Consider the following 18,553-nt stretch of genomic DNA (forward strand, 5'->3'; position numbering starts at 1 on the left):
CCTCATGCTGCAGACGTTTTCGTTGAGGTGAGATCGGCGATCAATCTATTCGAAGTCTCGTCTGCGCGTTTTTGCCCGCCAACGGGGCGGCATCTCGAACGTAAACGCAGAAAGACCGATTCCCTCATGTCCCCGCGGCAGCAAAGAAAGCAGACTTCAAAGGGCACATCAGCGTTGACCAGAGCCCCGTTCAAACAAACCGTCAAACGACGGCGGGAGGTTTTATGATTGTCAAAGGGCTGGAAGTCGGCGTCACTCTTCTCCCTGTGAGAGGGAGTGCGAACGTGTGCTATAGCTACATGCGGCCTGGAATGCGCGTCCTGCTCAGTGAAATCAACATCTGCTAGTTTGCCTGCTGGCCGGCATGACTTTGTATGTTGAAACCGTTCTTCATGCATAGATGCGGCAACGCCGAACCCCCTCTGTGCACGGTTTTCAAGCTTCGGCACCATGTGCTTGAGCTGATCGGAAACCGGCCTTTGTGAGCGGCTTGAAGGCAACAGAAATGCGCCTGCAGCACCGGACATGCTATGTCTCCTTGACCGACGATTATGGATGTCGCCCGTTGCATGTTGTTGTTTTCCCCCCTGTACGGTTGCAGACATCCGATGTCTGGAACCGACACCGAGCGGAGGTAATCCGTCGACTGGCGCGAAGCACATGGTTTTGCGCCTCAGCAAGCAAGGCTCGTACCAAGTCCTCTTTCGCGGGCAGGAGGCTTCGCCGAGCTTGGCAAGCGAACTGTGTGATTCGAAACAGCCGCCCTGATCCGGCTGCTTGACTTCCGACAGCGCGGCCGCCAAAAGTCAGCTTTGGTGGGCACGGTGCCTGATGGGGCTATCCCGCGGTGCACCGCCTAGCAGCCGCAGCAAAGAGCGTTACGCGACTGTTGCCGCGGCGGGAATGTCTTGGTCCAATCCTCAAGCGGCCAGTCCGAACCCTACGCTGAAGAACGAAAACGTTCAGTGAACTGGACCCCCACCTGAGGGACCATCGGGCCCTGTTTGCTGATTGAATTCGTGCACGCTCCGATCTCCTTGATGTCACGGAGCGAACAGCGCTGTCCGCCGTTGTTGCAGGTTTCAATGGGTAGACGCTCCGTGACGGCATCGATACGCAAAGTGAAGGCTATTGAAGCGTCACATAAATGAGGGCGTTTGTGAACGAAGCTCGTGCGATTCGGCTAGGCTTCACTGAATGTACTTTCAGGCACATGGCGCAGACGCAAGCGAGGTCGGCAAGGGGACCGGCTCATGTTTTCACGCCGCTATGTCTGTTTTCAGCCGGGTCGTCTTGAAGACGTTAATGTCCGGTCCCCGACATCAGGGCGTAAAATGTTTCCGCGCGCTCGCAAAGCGCACGGTGTTGTTCTCTTGCAGCAAGACGAGGAAGGCGGTTTTCGGCACGTTGATTGCAGCGACGGTGAAGGATGCATTTCAAAAACAGCGATCTCTCGCCGTCACCAGTCAAGAGTTCAGATGAAAGCTATCTATTCCATCAAACAACTCCGTCATTCTTCGAACGTTGGAGGCGCTACGCAGCACAATGGATGGCATCGCTCGACTGGCCATACTGCCGACACGGTGGAAGTCTCGAACTCATCCAGGATATCAAGGCCATGCGGCAGGTAATCGCAGATCGGGAGGCGACAAGCGGCCGTTCCGACGCCAGGGGCATCATGTGGACTGCCGAAATGCAGAAGCGCCCGCACATCAACTTGTTCGCGCGAGAGCGAGGCAAAGCGCCCGGCTAGGATGTTTGATGAGCTCAACGCAAGCAACTCGTAAACGCCTGCTCGACGCAGGCGTGTCCTTTGGAATAAACGCCAATGTCGCAGAATACTTGCGGCCCGGTGAGGGTGAGATAGTACAAGCAGAAGTCGAGCGCACTTGCAGTCTTGCTTGAGGCTTGGTTATCGACACTAGCCGCGACCACAACACGACTGGGACTGCAAAACGGATAGCCAAGATGTACGTGCGCCAGGTGTTCGTCGAGCGCTTTGAACCTAGCCCTGCGGCTACGGAACTTGCCAAACGCGGGCTGCCTGCAAGAGACCTACGCGCTTGGCTCCATCACCGTGAGATCGGCGTGCTCGCACCACTTTGTTCCGGTCATTGGCATTTTCATTGAGGGTTTTCGATGCGCCTCCCGGACCTTTCCACACCGCAACCGACGCTCGTGATCGGCGAGCCGGGTTGCCCCGATCTCGCCGGCCTCACCGCCGGCGCCCGCCGCGCGCTTCTCTCGGCCTCGTTCGGCTCATTGCGGCCCGGCGGCTCGGGATGGTTCGGCCCCGACAAGCTCCACCGCATGTGGGTCGGCGTGCTGCCTGGTGTCGGTGATCGGTATCAGCAAAGGTGTGCGTGTGGCCAACTTGATCATGGCGCTCCCGCAATCCAAGAGGAAGCGTATTATGTTGGCAGACGAGCTCGAGGCCACATTAATCCGAAGGGGTTGGCCGTCATGGTTACGGCGCGGCACCAGTGCGTGTGGCGAGGCGTTCGCGAGACGGAAACCACTATGGTGACCAGCATCATGCGCCGTGTTTCCGCGACAGCAAAATACTGCGTAGCGAATTTCTGGCGCTCATCAAGGACTAAACCGTGACCTATGTATCACTCAAGACATACGGCCGTGAAATCGGCCTATCTGCTGCGTTTTGCCAGCGGCGCCCGCCGTCGCACCGTCGCCTGTTGGGCCAAGATGTCGCCCGTCGACAAGCCTGCCGACGTCGACAAACTACTAACCCTCAACATCGGTGGGGCGACCAAGCCAGCAATATGGATGCAATCGTTGAGCCAAGGCAGCGGAGCTGAGCACTCAGGAGGTGACTGCACGCGACTGAGCGCGTCATCATTCAAACACGAAGTTTCTCGGCGTGCGGTAACGGGGTTGGAAGGTTCTGCGGCTTCACCCTTGCGACGATCGCGGTGGCTTCTCCGATGTCGTCGTCCACTCGAGAGCAGCGGCAGTGGATCAGGAGGACTTCATCGGCGATGCCCGGCTCGACGGCTGCACTTCCGGCGGCATGCATCAAGGAGTTGCCCGTGCCTACCACCCGGAACTTTACACAGGTCGGCGCCCACGTCGAGACGCCAGGAAGCCCAGATAAGGCGGTCCTCGAAAACGCGCCGCTCAGGCGCGGCGACGGACCGCCCGCCATCGTGCGCTGCACCTGCCCGGAATTCACCTCGGTCTGCCCGTCACCGGTCAGCCGAGTTTCATCGTAATCGACTACGCGCCCGACGAGGCACTGGTGGGCTCCAAATCACTGAAGCTGTTCAGGACTTCGTTCCGCAAACACGGCGCTTTGCATGATGAATGCACAGCGCTAGTCGGCCGACGCATTGCCGGGGCCATCAAACCACTGTGGCTGCGCGTCGGCGGCTACTGGCATCCGCGTGGCGGCATCCCGATCGACGTGTTCTGGCAGACCGGCGCGCCACCGGAGGGCGCCTGGTTGCGCGATACAGGCGTGGCGCCTTATCGCTTGCGTCGGCTGAGCAACCAAAAGAGCGACAGCCGCTCGTTAGTAGCGCAAGAGCTGCAGGTTCGTAACTACGATTCATCAAGGGTGATGTCATGTTGAACGCGGCAGAAACTGCTGGTGTAGCTGAGAGCGATTCCTCAGCTGGTAGCTGTCGCCGTTCTCTACTTAGTGATGGCGGATCGCGGGCGGCAGTGGATCTCGAAACGCGGAGCATTCGCGGCGAGGCGAGACGAAATGATTCGCAAGGCTGGAAGATCGCCGTTGCAAATCGCCGCGGACCGGGAGTCCTATGGGCTCCTCCGGCCGTGCACAAATGGCCCGTTGGCTCGATACTGGCACTGAGGCTGTCGCCGGAAGTGCTGGGGCTGTTTCATTTCTATAGGAGAGATGGCCACCTTCTACGCGTCGCCTGCGAAGTCATCGCGCTTCCGGCGGCTTAATCAAACGAATCCAGACATCAGAGGACGTGCCATGGCATTTAAAATTGCGACCTATCTCGATCGGATCGGCCTTGCTCAAGTCCCGACAACGGTTGATGGCCTTCTTGCGCTCCAGCAGGCTCAAATGCGAGCGATCCCCTATGAGAACATTGATGTTCTGCTGGGCGATATCCCCGATCTGACTGAGAATTCGATCTGGGCCAAACTTATCGATGCCCGGCGAGGCGGCTATTGCTTCGAATTGAACAAGTTGTTTGGCTTGGCGCTCGAAGAACTCGATTTCACGGTCCGGCCAATTCTTTGCAGGGTGCGCATGGGGGCTTCGGAAGGTGGCCCACGCACACATCATGCATTGATCGTGACCATAGAGGGTTGCGACTGGCTTGCCGATGCCGGCTTTCCCGGTCCGGCACCGATTGCACCGCTACGAATCGATGCGAAGGAGCAGCAAATAGTTGGCGGGGACGTGTTTCGTCTGCGGGCCGACCCGGCCAGTGGAGAGCTCGTGCTTGAACGCAAGAACGAAGATGAATGGTTCGCTCTTTTCGGCATTGACCGAGCCGTCGCCCTGCCACCCGATTTCGAGGGCGCCAACTTCATCTGCGCACGCTGGGACCGTATGCCCTTTCCATCCGTCCTCATGATGAGTGTGCTGACATCGGAGGGACGTGCAACCTTGCTTAACAAGAAGCTCAGATTGACTCGCAGCCAATTTAGGGAAACACAAACACTGGAAACGAAGATCGAACTGCAGCAGGTCTTGGCCAATGTCTTCGGGCTCCGACTGACTAAGTGCACCGTTGATTCGTTATGGGAAAAGCTTGGGTCACGTTGACTTGTATAGCAAAGAAAGTGATCAAGCATTCCCAGCGCGACGATGGCCTGTGCGGTCTCTTCCAAATCCCAGGGCGGGATCGTCGACTCTGTTATTGACGATGTCGTAGTGCTTCAGGGGACGATCGAGTTGCTCTGGAATGATCCCATCGATCCGTGGCTTCAAGGGTGCCGAGCGCCTGGCGCCTTTATGTCACAGCTGGCCGGAGGGGGCGGGCTGCGGCGATCCCTCTCGTCGGAGAGGTGGTCGAATATCCTCGGCATGGTCGAGGAAGGCGGTGGCGGCCAAGCTTCGTTTCCATGGCCTGACCCGCAAGCCCCTGGCCGGAATCTAAGAATACCACCAACTAACTGCAAATTCACAATTTTATAATTTACCAAACCGAGAATACTATTAGCTATACCAAGCCGATGTTTCACAATTTTGGTTCGAATCCGCTTCAGGTTGAACGTACGAGATCAGGAGCTATGCTCGTCAATTCCCTGTGAGTCTTGTGGGCTTACAGCAATAAGTGCTGTGACTAGCCGTGGATTCGAAGCGTATGGCACTTCGTCAGGCACCGCCGCCTTCGCTCGGCATCGAGACCGCCAATCACGGCGGGCTCGCAAGAGCGAAAGGCGATGCAATGTCCCCTCAATCAACCAGCGTCTCCACCCGGAAGGATGCTAATCAGAGATCACGTCCCAGCTTGTGGCCGCAATCGAAGCGAATCCCGACAGACCATAATTACCCTGGCGCAATCATCCGGCGCTCTCTTCATGCCGGTCAATGTGCTGACCAAGAACGGCTATACCGGCATCAATATCGTGAGTCTCTGGGTCGCCGCCCAATTAAAGGGGTTCAGCTCGCCCGTGTGGGCCACTTACAAACAATGGTCGGAGCTTGGCGCTCAGGTTCGCGCAGGCGTGAAATCGAGCCCTGTGATCTTCAACAAGGAATTCGACGCCGAGCCCGATCCCGACGTTGCGGATGACGACGGCAAACCGCGTGTCGCCCGCGCATCGCGGGTGTTCAACGCGGCGCAGGTCGAGGGTTACGCCCTGAACCCAGTGCCGGAGCCTCTCGGTCCGGTCGCCCGCATCGCAGGCGCCGATGCGTTCGTGAGAGGGACGGGCGCGCGCATCGAGCACGGGGGCGACCGGGCCTTTTACCGGCCCTCCACCGATCGTATCCAGATGCCTCCGGAGGAAATGTTCTGAGGCACCGAAACGCTGTCCCGCAAGCGAAGGCTATTACGCACGCTTGTCCACGAGCTGACCCGGCGCGAAACACAGGCTCGATCGCACGTTCGGCAAACGCTTCGGCGGCCTACGCCGCCGAGGAATTGGTCGCTGAAATCGGCGCGGCGTTCCTGTGCGCGGAGCTTCAGATCACGCAGGAATGTGCGTGCCGATCACGCTCGTATCTCGCGCAGTGGCTGAAGCTGATGAAGGTCGGATTCCCGCGCGGTTTTCGCTGCCGCCGCCACGAGGAAAACATCGGCGCCTGCTCCTTCACCACTGGCTGAACTAGGCTGCGCGCCCCTCGTATTCACGGCGAAAGGCGTCGACACTAGTGAACAGTATTAGGATTTGCGCGGTGACGTTTTTTGGTTCGATGGCAGGCATGTCGGTACCCCGCGTGGTGTGTGATGCGTCGGCAGGCTAGGCCACCGGCAGTGAACGTTGGTCGCAAGCAGATGACGCAACCCTTTGCTGTTTGCGCAGATTCCTGAGCTCCTGCAACAGTATAGGCAGCGGCTCGGTGGCGCAGCCGACGAGCTGACAGTCATTGTGCGCAACTTCGACGAGGACTCTCGCCGCTCGGGTTATGACCGATCGGGCGCACTCGGTGTGATGGCGAAGAACCCAGAACGACTGGTGTGCGACCAGGCGCAGCGAATGACGGAATATGTTCGAAGGCTGGACCGGCTGAACGAGCAGCAATCGGCTTTGGCGAATGGCGTCACGCCTGCGGCCATCCTGGCGGTAGCGGTTGACTACGACAAGCCGATCATGGCGCAAGCCTGGAGCGCCTATGCATCCGCGCTTCCGACGACCCTCACGGGCATTGTATTTGCGATCATCGGCTGGTGCTTGCCTTATGCTGCATTCTTGGTCCTCGGCGGCTGTTGCCGGCTCACGAGGCAGAGTCGCTGCGTGATCCGACGAAACCGAGATTCATCGGCAGGAGGACAGCAAACCAAGCCGTCAAACTCCGCGCGGCGTTTCTATACCTCAACTCTTGTTCGCGGTCTTCACCGCGAGCGGCTGCTGGATGAAGCGCCATAGCGGCAACGCATCACTTTTGTGGTCGGATGATACCAGTGGCGCGAACCAGTTGGGCCGATGTTCAAGTTCAATTTGCACTGAATCCGGTTCTCCATTGGCCCGTTGCGAATAGTGGCGGGAAAACATCCGGCTCAGCGTGCCGATTATTTCAAATCTCTCAGTGTCCTCGTTGAGCCGTTCCTCGGGCAGCCAAGAAAACTCGATCGCCGACAATCTTCCGTCAGTGACAATGGCTGGTCTCCTGCTCGGCCCATTCCCCGAGATTCATGAATATCCACGCGATCTCCTGCTCGTCCGCACGCGTGAGGACACGATCCTCACTGAGCATCGTGACCTCTCGAACCGTAAAAGGCGCCATTCCGTCGGGGCCGATGGCGTTGGGCGTGTCGGCGGTTAGCCGAAGTGTGAGCGGCGGCGTTGTGCCGATTGTCATATCGCCGAGCCTGCCCAGCTCATTGAAGCAGACGGCATGTTTCATGTCGAGCTTGAGGTAGCCATTTTCATCCAGCAGATCGTGCGGGGATACGAGCGTCCAGATGCCCCATCTGGCCCAATAGACGGCCACCTTGAGCGCGGCCCGTGTTGCCCGCGCGTAGCTGTCGAGCGAGGACAGATAAGACGGTGTCCTGATCTGACGTTCTTGCCGGACCGGATCTGCCTCGTAGACGTTCTTGACTTCGACCAGCCATTGCTCGTCGTCTTCCAGTACGATTCTGAAATCGGGCGCCCGATATCTGCCGACAGGATAGACGCGCCCGGTATCTTCGACCTTCATCAGCTTGTAATGACCAAGCGCCACCACCATGGCTTCGAACATTGCCGCGGTTCGTTGGCCCGCGATCAGAATGTCATCGGTCAATGCCTTGTCAAGCTGCGCGCCGATCGCCGCCAAAAATTCCTGGGCTGTCTGGGGCGCCGTGACCGAAATCTTTCGCTAGCGGCTGAAGCGGGCATAGAGATTGAGAAGATCAAATGGTTTGCTCATTTTGGCGTCGCTGCCTTGAATTTACGCGTGGGAAAGGTCGGGCCTACGACTTGGTGAAATCGGCAACCTGGTCGGCTTCCAAGTTAGCTGACCCGCCTAATCGGCCGAACTCATAAAATCATCTGAGCCAGCCCGCAGGGAGCCCAAGCGAACCGAATAGTCCGACGCCAGCGTCGCGCAGATTTCCTCTGCCCGTGCGCGGTCGTTGGTCATTGCCGCAACATGCCAAGGAGCGTTGCGCACCACCGCCCAACCGCGCACCCATCCCGGGCTCGATGGGTCGACGTGAGGGAGGTTGCGTTGAAGACCTGGGATCGGCGCAAACCGGAAGGCGTAGGATTGCGCACCGTCGCTTCCCGGCTCGTCGCTTGAGCTGACGAGGCCGATCACCTCTCCGTCCTGGTTGAACACGGGTCCTCCGCTCATACCGCCTGGCCAATGGCTGTCGACCGCAAATGTCGGCCAAGGCCGATGTTCGCGGCCACTCGGCAGCACTGCCGTTACGCGGCCAATAGACCCATACATGCGCTCGGTCAGAACATCCGTGTCGATCTCGCGGTCCCGTATCGAACGCAGTTCGGGAAATCCCACCGCCATGACTTCATCGCCGATCTCGGGCCATTTTCCGGTCAGCCGCAGGGGCAGAAAATCGCGTACTTCGTGCAGGCGCGTGTTGTCGCTTTGAACGACAGCGTCATGCAGCCGAGTGACATGCGGCTCGAGGCACGGTTGAGCAGCCAATCAAGGGCATATCTTCTGGCGGGGTGCGAAAGGCGGTCGCTGACGCAATCACGACCATCCCGGTCGACCCCAATCGGGGCGCGCCGCCCCGGGTTGAGCAGACCTACAACCGTCGACCGCGGGCGCGAAGGCCCGAGCCATGCTTCAAGCACGTGCTGCGCGGTCAGATATCCTCCGAAGGCGTCGATCCGGAACGCCGTGCCGAGACCAGAGACGCGGTCTGTGTGGTTGTCGATTGCCAGTAAGGAGATAATCGGATGGCGAACCCCCGTCGGGCCTTGTATCTGAAACTGGCGGGGATCGTCTCCGGGTGCGGGGGTGACTGGAAAGGGCATCGTCCAGTCTAACACGGCAAGGCTAATCGCCCTAAGGCGCATTCAATGTAAAGGCTTATCCGAGTCACAAGGAAACCGGCGCCGCTGTTTTGAAACGGCGCCGGTTTCTTTGTCAAAGGTCTAGTGAGCGGCGGCACCTTGCTTGATCGCAGAGGCGAAGTCTTCGACAACACGAACAAATAGATCGGGATCACGCAGTGCGTTCTTGAGCTCCTCAGTCCAATCCGGATTCGACTCGGTCCACTTGATCAGCGCGGTCGCCTTGACGCCGCGATGCTTGATCAGGAAGTTGGAGATCTTTGCCGGCACCGCGCCCGCGACAAACGCGGCTCTAGCCGGTGCGGCGCGCGCCAGAAGAATGAAAGCCCGCGAGAAGCTCGCGAGATCATCCTCTTCCGCGAGTTTGGTGAGGAGGTCCAGTACAGGACCGGAAGGGGTCGTGTAGGCTGCCGAGCCCTGGGATGCGATCGCCTCGGCAATGCGGTGCAGTGTTTCTGGGGGCATGCTCTTAATTCCTTCGTCAAGGCCGGCGAGCGCTTTTGCTTTTGCCCTGCGATCGGCGGCGAGGTTTCTGATGTCGTTTGCGTCTTGTTCGGTGGGCACCCACACACGGACTTCCTGCCAGCCTTCAGCCAGGCGAACGTCGCGCTGGCGTCTTACTCGCCTGACTACCGTAGGATCGGCCACGAAATGTCTCCGTACTGTCGTTACCCGATATATACCGTAACGACAGTACGGGCAAGAGGTTCCTTGATGGAACCTAAGAACGTTATATAGGGCCCACCACCAGTCGCTTTATTGAAGTATATATAAACAACCTTTATTATGGCGTCGGACTTGGCTCTTCTGCGAAAGGTTTCTCTTGAACCGCGATAATCTCACTCACGCCGTTCGGGAACGATTGCAGCGGCTTCCGGCGCCCTATGCGGCGCATTACGGCGTGGTTCCGCTGCCCCCGCCTGAGGACGGGGTTGCCGCGGGGTCGGTCCTTGCCCGGCTCAGGGCGGCGGATGCAGCCTTGGTGCGCATCGAGACGCTCGCGGCCGAACTAAAGGACCCGTATCTGATCAGCCGCATCTTGCCACGGCGGGAAGCTGTCAGCAGCTCGGCGATCGAAGGCACCAACAGCACGCTTGACGAATTGCTGTCCGGTGAAGAAAGCGAAGATTCCCAGCAGGTCGAGGCGGTAGTTCAGGTGCGTGACTACGCGCTCGCGCTCGATGACTTCCTGCCGCGGGCCAGACAAGAGAAACTGGAAATCTTCACAAGCGGTTTGGTGCAGGATCTGCATCACGCCGTCATGCGCGGCGACGCAGAATACAAGGACAAGCCCGGCGATCTTCGCCAGGTTGTGGTCTGGATCGGCGGCAGGGGCGATATTGCTTACTCGACCTACAATCCGACGCCGCCGTCTGACATTGCCGCGTGTCTTGAGGACACGATGAAGTACATGCGCTGCGAGGGCATGCAGGCGATGTACCAGAGCTTCATTGTGCGAATGGCGGTTGCGCATGCACATTTTGAGGCAGTCCACCCGTTTCGTGATGGCAATGGCCGCGTCGGCCGTCTCCTCCTGCCGTTGATGATGGCGGCGGAAGGCATGATGCCGATTTACCTGTCACCGTACATTGAAGCCCACAAGGCGGCTTATTATGAATCGCTCAAAGCGGCTCAGCAGCGCCTCGATTGGCATGAAGCGGTCGGATTCATGGCAGACGCAATTGTCGGCACCACGGATGAGCTGCTGAAGACGCGCGACGCTTTGTCTGCACTTGGCGATCTATGGCGAAAGCGGCGCAAATTTCGCCAGGGCTCAGCGAGCCTGCGAGCACTCGATGTTCTGCCGCACTATCCGGTGCTGACCGTCAAGCGTCTGGCCTCGCTTCTCAGCATTACGGTGCCTGCAGCCTCGCAAGCGGTAGAGCAACTGGTCGAGAATAAAATCTTGAACGAGCGTACCGGCTATGCGCGCAACCGCGTCTTCGCCGCGCCCGACGCGCTGTCGATCATTAACCGACCCTTCGGCGAAGAACCCATTCTTCCCGGTGCGGACACCTGACGGCCGGTATGCCGGGCTGACAATCGGTGAGGCCGCGAATTGCGTCTTCGCGCCGCCGCCGGTCATGCCGTCGGCGGGACTTCCAGACACAGGCGATTTTCCATAGCACGCGATCCCGCAAATGCTCAATGATCACGCCGGACGAAGGGAGATTCGGTAGATGGTCGAGGCGTTTCTCCGAAGGACACTCAAAAGAGTGGTTGACCTTGCATCGATGCACAGCATCACGAGTGATGCGCTCATAGCGATGAGCAAGGATGATTATAAGGTTCTCCGTCGCGCGGCGACGCGCGCGCGGCTCAACAGGAAAGCGCGTTTCGTCTGCGCGAAATGCGGACATGCCGTCTATGCTCCGCGCGAAGGCCGGACCGGCCAGCCTTACTGGAAACACCACCCCGGGTGCCCCACAGCTTTGTCCCTGGTGGACGGGGACGCCGGCCAGCGTCGATATCGTTAGCGCGCAGCAATTTGACGGAGCGCAGGAAAGCCCGCTGCATGCTAAAATCAAACATATCGTCGGTGAGTTGTTGACCAACGATCCGCGCACGACCGCAGGAGGCGTCGTCGTCGATGAGTATCTCATCCTAGAGAATGGACGGCGGCGGCCGGACGTACGCGCGATCTATGATCGCATGCCACTCGTCGTGGAGGTTCAACTTGCAACCACGCAAATCCCCATCATCGTGCAACGCGAAGATTTCTATGAGAGCGCGTCCATTCGCCTGATTTGGCTCACCTGGAATCTTGAGCCACCCACGAGCGGCCGATTACTCAGTTCGTTTGAGGACATTTGTACTCCCACGACAAGAACCTGTTCTCAATTGACGATGAAACGATAGCCCTCTCCAGACAGCGGCGAGAAGTAATCTTGCGCGCGTTCTGGCTGGATGTAGACGCATGGCGCTCGAAATTGGTCACGATTTCCGACCTCAATTGGATCGAGGGAGGGCGCGCAAACGCGGTCCCGTCGAGGCCGCCTTGGCATCATGACTTTCTGTCGCGCTGGCGCGGCGCGCTCGCCGAAAGAGGTACGAAATGGAAAGAGCGTGAGATCCTGTTTGGCGAACTCGTCGCCAAAGTGGCGATTCCGGGGAGCGACGTCAACGAGCTGCACGCGCCCGATGTGGATGCATTGATCAACTGCTTACTTTCCCTGGTCGACGGTCGGCCAGTCGGATCGCGGCAGCAGAATCTTGTCGAGGTGCTGAATTCCTTCCTCAATGTCGAGCGACGACAGCGCTATATGCGCCTCATTCGGACCTTCGCCCGACTGACCAACAGGGACGCTCTCTTTGAAATCGAGAGTGTTCGCAACAAGATCGTCAAAGCTCGCACAGTGGTGCAAGACGATCGCCAAAGCGTGTCGGGAAAGATCGCGCTGGCCTTGTTCCCGGAGATATTCTCTTCAGCTTGACGCAATGCCAGCAGCGTATCTCAGCGCTTGACGTATTCTGTAGCGCAATCAAGTGAGTCGAGGATTACGGACGGGGCCAGATTGCCTGTGGGGGCAGCGGCTTGGTAGGAGACGATGGAGCAACAAGGTGGAAAATATCGTGCATTCCGTAGATAGTGACGACCTCGAAGCGAAGCGCATATGCTACGCCTGCATTGGCGAGCAGTATCTAAGCGATGAAGTTCGCGCAAAGGGCAAACGCGCCAAGTGCAGCTATTGCGACAAGGCGCGTCGTACCTTCAGCCTTGACAAGATGGCCGCACGTGTGGCGACCGCGTTCGAGCAGCACTACTATCGAACGTCAGATCAACCAAACGACTACGAATATATGCTCCAGCGCGACAAGGAGCTGAGCTACGAATGGAATCGACATGGCGATGATGTCGTGTATGCCATTCAAAACGCCGCCGAAATCCCTGAAGACGCGGCCCAGGACGTCCAGTCAATCCTGGAGGAGGAACATAGCGATTTCGACAGCGCGGCCATGGGTGAAGAGACGGAGTTCGCGCGCGACAGTTACTATCAAGAGAAAAAGGTCAGCGATGATGCTTGGCGCGAGGAATGGTATCGGTTCGAGAATTCACTCAAGACCGAGGCGCGTTTCTTCAGTCGCACCGCAGCTACGCATCTGGCGGCCATCTTCGACGGGGTGGATGCTTTGCGGACGCGGCAGGGGCAGCCTCTGGTCGTAGATGCGGGGCCCGGAACGCCCTTCCATACACTCTCTCGTGCCCGGGTCTTCCAGTCCGAGGACAAACTCGAGGTGGCGATGTGTCGGCCCGACCTCCAGCTCGGGTCGCCGCCAGCGCTGGTGGCTGCGGCAGGTCGCATGAATGCGCGGGGCATTTCTGTGTTCTACGGCGCCAACGATCCCAAGGCCGCCATCGCCGAGGTGCGGCCTCCGGTTGGAAGCAAGGTTGCCGTGGCGCAATTCGAGATTATCCGAAAACTCCGGCTGCTCGATCTGACGGCGCTCAAGAATGTCCAGATGCGCGGAAGCATCTTTGACGTCGATTTTGCGCGCCGGCTGGAACGAGCGCAATTTCTGAAATCTCTGAGCAACCGTATCACCCAACCGGTCATGCCCGACGATGAGCCTTTCGAGTATCTGGCAACGCAAGCCATCGCCGATTTTCTCGCAACGGAATCCTCGGTGCCCATTGATGGCATTATCTTCCCGTCGGTTCAGGTCGCGGGAGACGTGCTCAACGTCGTCCTATTCCACAAGGCTGCGCGCGTCGAGGCGATGGAAATTCCGAGCGGGACCGAGATCAGAGCCAGGACGGGGCAAAGTACCGCGGAGGGGTGGGAAGTCGATTACTCGGTATTCGAGGAGGTGCCGCCGCGGCCAAAGGTTGATGAAGAAAAGGAAAAATCGCCAGGATGGCCCGACTTCGATGCCATGCCGGCGTTGGCGGGAGAACGGGTCGATTCCGATCTGCGGGAGCCAAGCCTTCGCGTCATGCCGGACAGCGTCAGCGTACACCATGTGGAGGGCGTCGTCTTCAAGACAGACGAGTATCAGGTGCGTCGTTCCCGCTGGGAGAAGGACGATCGATCGCCGTTCTAAATTTACACCCGGTCACGAGAAGGTGTGTGATGGCGGCGGCGACTAATGGCGCTGACGCATGAGGCGCTTTCGCCGGCCACAAGCAGTGGCACGAAAATTCCTACGACGACCGCGAACGTATCGATGAGAACAGCGGCCCGAATTGGGATGCGCCAGCGCTTGCCTGCAAGGGAATAGCTTTCATTCTTCCTTTGGCGACCACGGATCAGGCAGGCTGACAATGTCGGCGAACCGCTTTCCGTCCCGAAACATCCACTTGTCGTCGTCCGCCTCAAATCGGTTGATCTCTCGTAGCTCGTCCGGAAGAGGGTGGTCCGCCCAAGGATGAACTGCGAGTACCGGCTGCCATTTCTCCTCTCTCAGCTCCCACAATCCTGTCTCAGGTAACAATAGAACTGCGCTCACATGCGTGTTCCGCGGACCGTTAGGCCCATGCCAAAATCCATTCTTTGCGCGAGTGATATGAGCCGAGCCACCGTTGAACTGCACGATCTCCTCGCCAAAGACGGCGTCTCCGTAACGCATCCGAGTAATCAGCTCGGCGCAGTCATCCGCCGGCATTCGACGCCGCGGTGAACGAAAGCACCGTCACTTGCATTCGCCTTCGTCTCTCTACGCTCGAAATCAACCGGTAAAGCGCCCGGAATGACCGCCGCAAATCACATCGCTGCGCGATTTCGCACCCGCCCATTCGATGTAGTCGTTTCATCAATAATCCGTCGGACCGGAATAAACCTCGCATCAACGACATAACTTCGGTGCTTTAGTATTGGATTTTGGGCACGTTGACGAACGCTCTGAGTGTGGCGAATGATTGCGGTGATGGACGAAACTGAAGCCTAGGAGAACTCTCCCAATGCGCCGCGAATTGCCGCCCCAGTTGTCGACCTCCCATCGTTCTCGCCCCGGCGACATGACGCTCCCGGACGTCGTCAAACTTTACAACCTGTCCATGAACGTGCCCGTCGACCGCTTTTGCGAAGTCGCTGGAATTGGGACAACCAGATTTTATGAGCTAGTGAAGGACGGCGTGATCCGCGTTCGAAAGAACGGACGCCACACGACTGCTCCTGTGGAAGATTTGTTCCAGCTTCTGCGCGGCGATCAAGCCGCCGCCTAACCTTCCACTTCGGCGCGCGCGGTTCCGTCCCGCGTCAGCGCCGGCGCCGACCCGGCGGACGTACCCGGGCGGCGCTAGCGGCGGCGCGCCTGCGGTCTCTGAACCTTTCCCCAGCGCGCCGCTCTTCATCCAGCAGATCGGGAGTTGACCGATGAAGCGCCGACGCAAGGCAGTTCCTTCAGCGCACATTTACGCGTTCCCGTCGGCCCGCCACCGTCGGATCGTCGCTTTCATAGCCGCCGAAATGCGCAAGCGACCGTCGGCTGACGACGCTGAGAAATATTGATCGAGCACCTTGACATGGAGTGGGGCCGGCTCGCTGGGCTGGGCATCACCGATGCCGAAATCGAACAGCATTGCCACGCTTTCGCGAAGGCCGCTTGGCAGATCGTCTTCGCAGATCGTCGGACTTGGGGGGCAGCATGACTGAACGGGCCGTGTCGCGCGCCGTGCGCAACGCCCGGCGCGAAGTGGCGCCGGCTCAGGAAGGCGATCCCCGGCTTCATGTCCGCATCGCCGAGCCGAAGGCGAAGGTCTTAATTTTGCCCGGCCGCTTCCGGACGCCGCTTACATCAAGCGCCACGTCGAATTCGTTCTGACGCGACCTGCCGAGCAAGGCGAGCAGCATGTTCGGCGAAATCTAAACGCGATCCGTCGGACACTGGATGAAATAGGCGTTGATCATTTCACCATCGACGCATCGAAGCAAAGGTCCGCGCCGAACTGTGGCGGCAGGTTCTGACGCCGGCCGGTGACCAATGAGCACCGCTGCCGCACGCCGGCTTACCGGGCCGCGGTGGCGCGCCTAGAGCAGGCCCGGGCGCCGGCCGCTGAACAGTGGCCCGAACCGCCGCCTTCGGTCGTGTTCACGTCCGCGGCCGACCGGCGGGCCTTCCAAGGTTGCTTTGAACAAGCCGAAGGGTTCGAAGGGCAGCCGCTCTATCGCACGATCGTCGATGCCAACGGGACGGTCCACCCCGACGCGGCCTGGCTCAACCTGCTCAAGCCCGATCGTCTCCGCATCGCACTCGCCGTGGTCCGGGGGGATACCGAATGTTGGGGAGGCAAGCGGGCTAGGCAACGACTGGAAGGGGACCTGACAGCGCGAATTGTTGCAGCGGAACGATACGGAGCCCAGTGCGCCAGAGCTATCGAAGTCTCCGGTGTCGAAGCCGCGAAGGACGCAGCACACATAGAAGCAAAGATAATCCATTATTTGCTGTATAGAATTCGCCAGCACGCGCCGCTTACCGTCTCAGGAATGTTGATCTTGGTGCGCGGCATGATGCTGTTCGAGAAAGTGCAGAAGAGCAACTATTGCGGCGGCGAACAGGGGCGAGGTCTGCTTCTGGGCCGCGAGTTAGCAAGTGCGGTCCTTCGCGTCGCCGGAATTGCGGCATAACATCGTCGAATGGGGCGGCGGCTTCCGCCGCCGTCCTCCGGGCCATCTTTACGAAAAAGGTCAACCATGGGCGAGCGAAGGCGAAGCGAATGATGATGGCATACCATGAAGCGGCCCACGCAGTGCTGGCTCGCCGTCAAGGCCTAGCATGCGCGGAAAAACGTATGTCAGGATCGGTCGGAGCCTTAACCGCCTCGGCGTCTTATGAGAGTGGAGAAGCAGTAGAAGCGAAGATTGCGGGGTACGAGATCGATGGCGCTGTAGCATTAGCAGGACCAGTCGCGAACGTTCGTTTCTCAGGGCGTCCCAGCTCGTTTTCTGACGGCGCCGAAAGCGACTTGCAGATTGCACAAGCGGCGGCCGGTTCTATTGCTCTACTGAAATCTGGCCAGTCGTTGCCCGGCGCTGGGAACGAGGAGCTTGAACTTCCCCGGGACGTCCTTCGGCAGGCGAACGACATACTGGCCGTCATCTTGCAGAATTGTGAAGCGTTGGTCGACGAGCACTGGGCCGAGATTGATCGTGTAGCGAAAGTCCTAATGCACCGCGATCTGATTACGGCCAGTGAACTTGACCAGCTTATAGCCGAAACACTCAGCTGAATTGCATGTACCAAGCTGACCGCTCTGAACGCATCAAGGCTTTGGTGAAGGTCGCTCTAGCGATCCTTCCGGAACGCTGCCGGTTTCATTATCCAAGCGCTCGACGGCCGGGCCCGCGTTTACGACTTCCGATACAACCATATGGCGCTGTCCTTGCGTTGGCAGATCGACAATCCAGCGCACACCAGAAAACTCGAAATTAGGTTCCACGGCGAGCGGGTGTTGTTTGCGGAGTGGACCGACGATGGCTTTACCAAACGGTCATATAGGTCGGGTGCTTGGGAAGCGCGGCTACGTCGGTGCGAACGGATACCCGCGCTGGCCGGGCGGGTCAAAGCAGCGACATGAAGCCCGACCGACCATACTGGCCGGCGGCGCTGCGGCTGGGTCAAGCCGCGAGCTATTGCGGGCTGCCGGTCCATATGTTGAAGGCCGTCTGTCCGATCAAGCCGATCGAGTTCACGCAATCAAGCCGCGGCAATCGGTATCTGCGAGCTCGGGCCCAAAACCATGCCTGACCGAGGTCGCGTTCACTTCGATCTATGTAATCGTCAGGCGACGTTCTATCCCGAAGTGGCGTCTGATATCGATGTCGTGGTTCGCTTGCTGTACTTGGTGGAGGTCATCAGCGCGAAGCCGACGACGGCCAAGATCGCGACCGCGGCAACCACGACGATCAGTTTCAGGAAGAACGTCCCGGCTATGTCGATCGCCGGGGAGAACTGTTTAGCGGCGGTCGGGGAAATCCAGCCGATGACGATGCGGATCGCTAGAAGGACGATCGCGCCGGCGAGAGCCAGGATCAAAATGATTGCCAATAGCAGCCCCCCTGCAACACTCCGGAGGCGGCCGGGTTTTCCACCGACGGACATTACACTCGTGATTGGCGCGAGGAATTCTCCCGCGGTGGTTTTCCCCGTTTAATGCGGCCTAGCGGGCGCGCCGCGGTGGCGCTTTTCCGCGTCCCTGATCTGGCGCGCCTCGTGGAATTCTTGGCGGGAGATACCGACGTCGGCCGCTGTCGGCTTGCTAGCGTTCCGGGTGGTAACTCCAGGCAGATTATCTCCAAGACGCGCAACTTCACCCCGCGCTTGCGCTGCGTCGTATTCGTCGGCAAGCCGACGCTTTGCCTGCGCCTCGATATTAAGCGCATCGCCTTGCGCGCGGTAGGCGGCGCAGATCAGTTCGTCGTGGGCCTGAGCCTCCCCTAAATTGGTGGACACCTGTAGCTTAGACGGCGAGAGGTGTCAG

19 protein-coding genes and 1 pseudogene are annotated in these 18,553 nt (G+C 59.1%); 13 read left to right on the top strand and 7 right to left on the bottom strand.

What is annotated here, in order from left to right; genetic code table 11:
• Positions 1-2 precede the first annotated feature (2 nt).
• A complete protein-coding gene (locus IVB24_RS10260) occupies positions 3-527 on the bottom strand; it encodes a hypothetical protein (protein ID WP_247523365.1) in 525 nt (174 codons plus the stop codon).
• 2,520 nt (positions 528-3,047) lie between these two features.
• Between IVB24_RS10260 and queF the strand changes: the two are divergent.
• The 5 genes and pseudogenes from queF to IVB24_RS10280 all read left to right on the top strand — a co-directional run.
• Positions 3,048-3,490, top strand: a pseudogene (gene queF / locus IVB24_RS10265) (preQ(1) synthase); the annotation flags it as partial.
• Between the two features lie 387 nt (positions 3,491-3,877).
• On the top strand, positions 3,878-4,765 hold the full coding sequence (locus IVB24_RS10270) for an arylamine N-acetyltransferase (protein WP_247772829.1): 888 nt from the start codon (positions 3,878-3,880) through the stop codon (positions 4,763-4,765).
• A 758-nt stretch (positions 4,766-5,523) separates the two neighbouring features.
• On the top strand, positions 5,524-5,964 hold the full coding sequence (locus tag IVB24_RS39970) for an ArdC-like ssDNA-binding domain-containing protein (RefSeq protein ID WP_253075698.1): 441 nt from the start codon (positions 5,524-5,526) through the stop codon (positions 5,962-5,964).
• Positions 5,965-6,089: 125 nt separating this feature from the next.
• Positions 6,090-6,272 (top strand): zincin-like metallopeptidase domain-containing protein, encoded by a 183-nt coding sequence (locus IVB24_RS39975; protein ID WP_018455432.1) that lies wholly within the window; start codon positions 6,090-6,092, stop codon positions 6,270-6,272.
• Between the two features lie 184 nt (positions 6,273-6,456).
• Positions 6,457-7,035: a DUF2937 family protein gene (locus IVB24_RS10280; RefSeq protein WP_247412422.1), complete on the top strand. Its 579-nt coding sequence runs from the start codon at positions 6,457-6,459 to the stop codon at positions 7,033-7,035.
• 220 nt (positions 7,036-7,255) lie between these two features.
• On the opposite strand, the gene IVB24_RS10285 is transcribed toward IVB24_RS10280, so the two are convergent.
• The 3 genes from IVB24_RS10285 to IVB24_RS10295 form a co-directional block, all read right to left on the bottom strand.
• On the bottom strand, positions 7,256-7,927 hold the full coding sequence (locus IVB24_RS10285) for a hypothetical protein (protein WP_247772830.1): 672 nt from the start codon (positions 7,925-7,927) through the stop codon (positions 7,256-7,258).
• Positions 7,928-8,116: 189 nt separating this feature from the next.
• Entirely contained in the window at positions 8,117-8,761 is a 645-nt protein-coding gene (locus IVB24_RS10290; RefSeq protein WP_247363814.1) for a serine protease, read from the bottom strand.
• A gap of 455 nt (positions 8,762-9,216) precedes the next feature.
• On the bottom strand, positions 9,217-9,783 hold the full coding sequence (locus IVB24_RS10295) for a hypothetical protein (RefSeq protein WP_157642939.1): 567 nt from the start codon (positions 9,781-9,783) through the stop codon (positions 9,217-9,219).
• 175 nt (positions 9,784-9,958) lie between these two features.
• On the opposite strand from IVB24_RS10295, the gene IVB24_RS10300 reads away from it, so the two are divergent.
• The 4 genes from IVB24_RS10300 to IVB24_RS10315 all read left to right on the top strand — a co-directional run bounded on the left by IVB24_RS10300 (position 9,959) and on the right by IVB24_RS10315 (position 14,178).
• Positions 9,959-11,155, top strand: a complete 1,197-nt coding sequence (locus IVB24_RS10300; protein WP_247772831.1) for a Fic/DOC family N-terminal domain-containing protein — start codon at positions 9,959-9,961, stop codon at positions 11,153-11,155.
• Between the two features lie 338 nt (positions 11,156-11,493).
• Positions 11,494-11,994: a DUF6035 family protein gene (locus tag IVB24_RS10305; RefSeq protein WP_247772832.1), complete on the top strand. Its 501-nt coding sequence runs from the start codon at positions 11,494-11,496 to the stop codon at positions 11,992-11,994.
• A 29-nt stretch (positions 11,995-12,023) separates the two neighbouring features.
• Complete coding sequence (locus tag IVB24_RS10310) at positions 12,024-12,569, top strand: hypothetical protein (RefSeq protein ID WP_247772833.1); 546 nt, start codon at positions 12,024-12,026, stop codon at positions 12,567-12,569.
• 127 nt (positions 12,570-12,696) lie between these two features.
• On the top strand, positions 12,697-14,178 hold the full coding sequence (locus IVB24_RS10315; RefSeq protein ID WP_247772834.1) for an RES family NAD+ phosphorylase: 1,482 nt from the start codon (positions 12,697-12,699) through the stop codon (positions 14,176-14,178).
• A gap of 180 nt (positions 14,179-14,358) precedes the next feature.
• Here the strand turns inward: IVB24_RS10315 and IVB24_RS10320 are convergent, their stop codons facing one another.
• Entirely contained in the window at positions 14,359-14,703 is a 345-nt protein-coding gene (locus tag IVB24_RS10320; protein ID WP_247772835.1) for a hypothetical protein, read from the bottom strand.
• A 331-nt stretch (positions 14,704-15,034) separates the two neighbouring features.
• On the opposite strand from IVB24_RS10320, the gene IVB24_RS10325 reads away from it, so the two are divergent.
• A complete protein-coding gene (locus IVB24_RS10325) occupies positions 15,035-15,298 on the top strand; it encodes a hypothetical protein (protein WP_247772836.1) in 264 nt (87 codons plus the stop codon).
• Positions 15,299-15,800: 502 nt separating this feature from the next.
• Here the strand turns inward: IVB24_RS10325 and IVB24_RS40035 are convergent.
• Positions 15,801-15,926, bottom strand: a complete 126-nt coding sequence (locus tag IVB24_RS40035; RefSeq protein WP_256471583.1) for a hypothetical protein — start codon at positions 15,924-15,926, stop codon at positions 15,801-15,803.
• 123 nt (positions 15,927-16,049) lie between these two features.
• Here IVB24_RS40035 and IVB24_RS10330 point away from each other — a divergent pair, with 123 nt between their 5' ends.
• On the top strand, positions 16,050-16,700 hold the full coding sequence (locus IVB24_RS10330) for a hypothetical protein (RefSeq protein WP_247772837.1): 651 nt from the start codon (positions 16,050-16,052) through the stop codon (positions 16,698-16,700).
• Positions 16,701-16,789: 89 nt separating this feature from the next.
• Positions 16,790-17,302 carry a hypothetical protein gene (locus tag IVB24_RS10335; RefSeq protein ID WP_247772838.1) on the top strand — a complete coding sequence of 171 codons (513 nt, stop codon included), beginning with the start codon at positions 16,790-16,792 and terminating at the stop codon, positions 17,300-17,302.
• A gap of 563 nt (positions 17,303-17,865) precedes the next feature.
• On the opposite strand, the gene IVB24_RS10340 is transcribed toward IVB24_RS10335, so the two are convergent.
• Positions 17,866-18,174, bottom strand: a complete 309-nt coding sequence (locus IVB24_RS10340; RefSeq protein WP_247772839.1) for a hypothetical protein — start codon at positions 18,172-18,174, stop codon at positions 17,866-17,868.
• A 75-nt stretch (positions 18,175-18,249) separates the two neighbouring features.
• On the opposite strand from IVB24_RS10340, the gene IVB24_RS10345 reads away from it, so the two are divergent.
• Positions 18,250-18,513 (top strand): hypothetical protein, encoded by a 264-nt coding sequence (locus IVB24_RS10345; protein ID WP_247772840.1) that lies wholly within the window; start codon positions 18,250-18,252, stop codon positions 18,511-18,513.
• The last annotated feature ends 40 nt before the right edge of the window (positions 18,514-18,553 follow it).

Source organism: Bradyrhizobium sp. 192, from assembly GCF_023100965.1.
GTDB lineage: Bacteria > Pseudomonadota > Alphaproteobacteria > Rhizobiales > Xanthobacteraceae > Bradyrhizobium > Bradyrhizobium symbiodeficiens.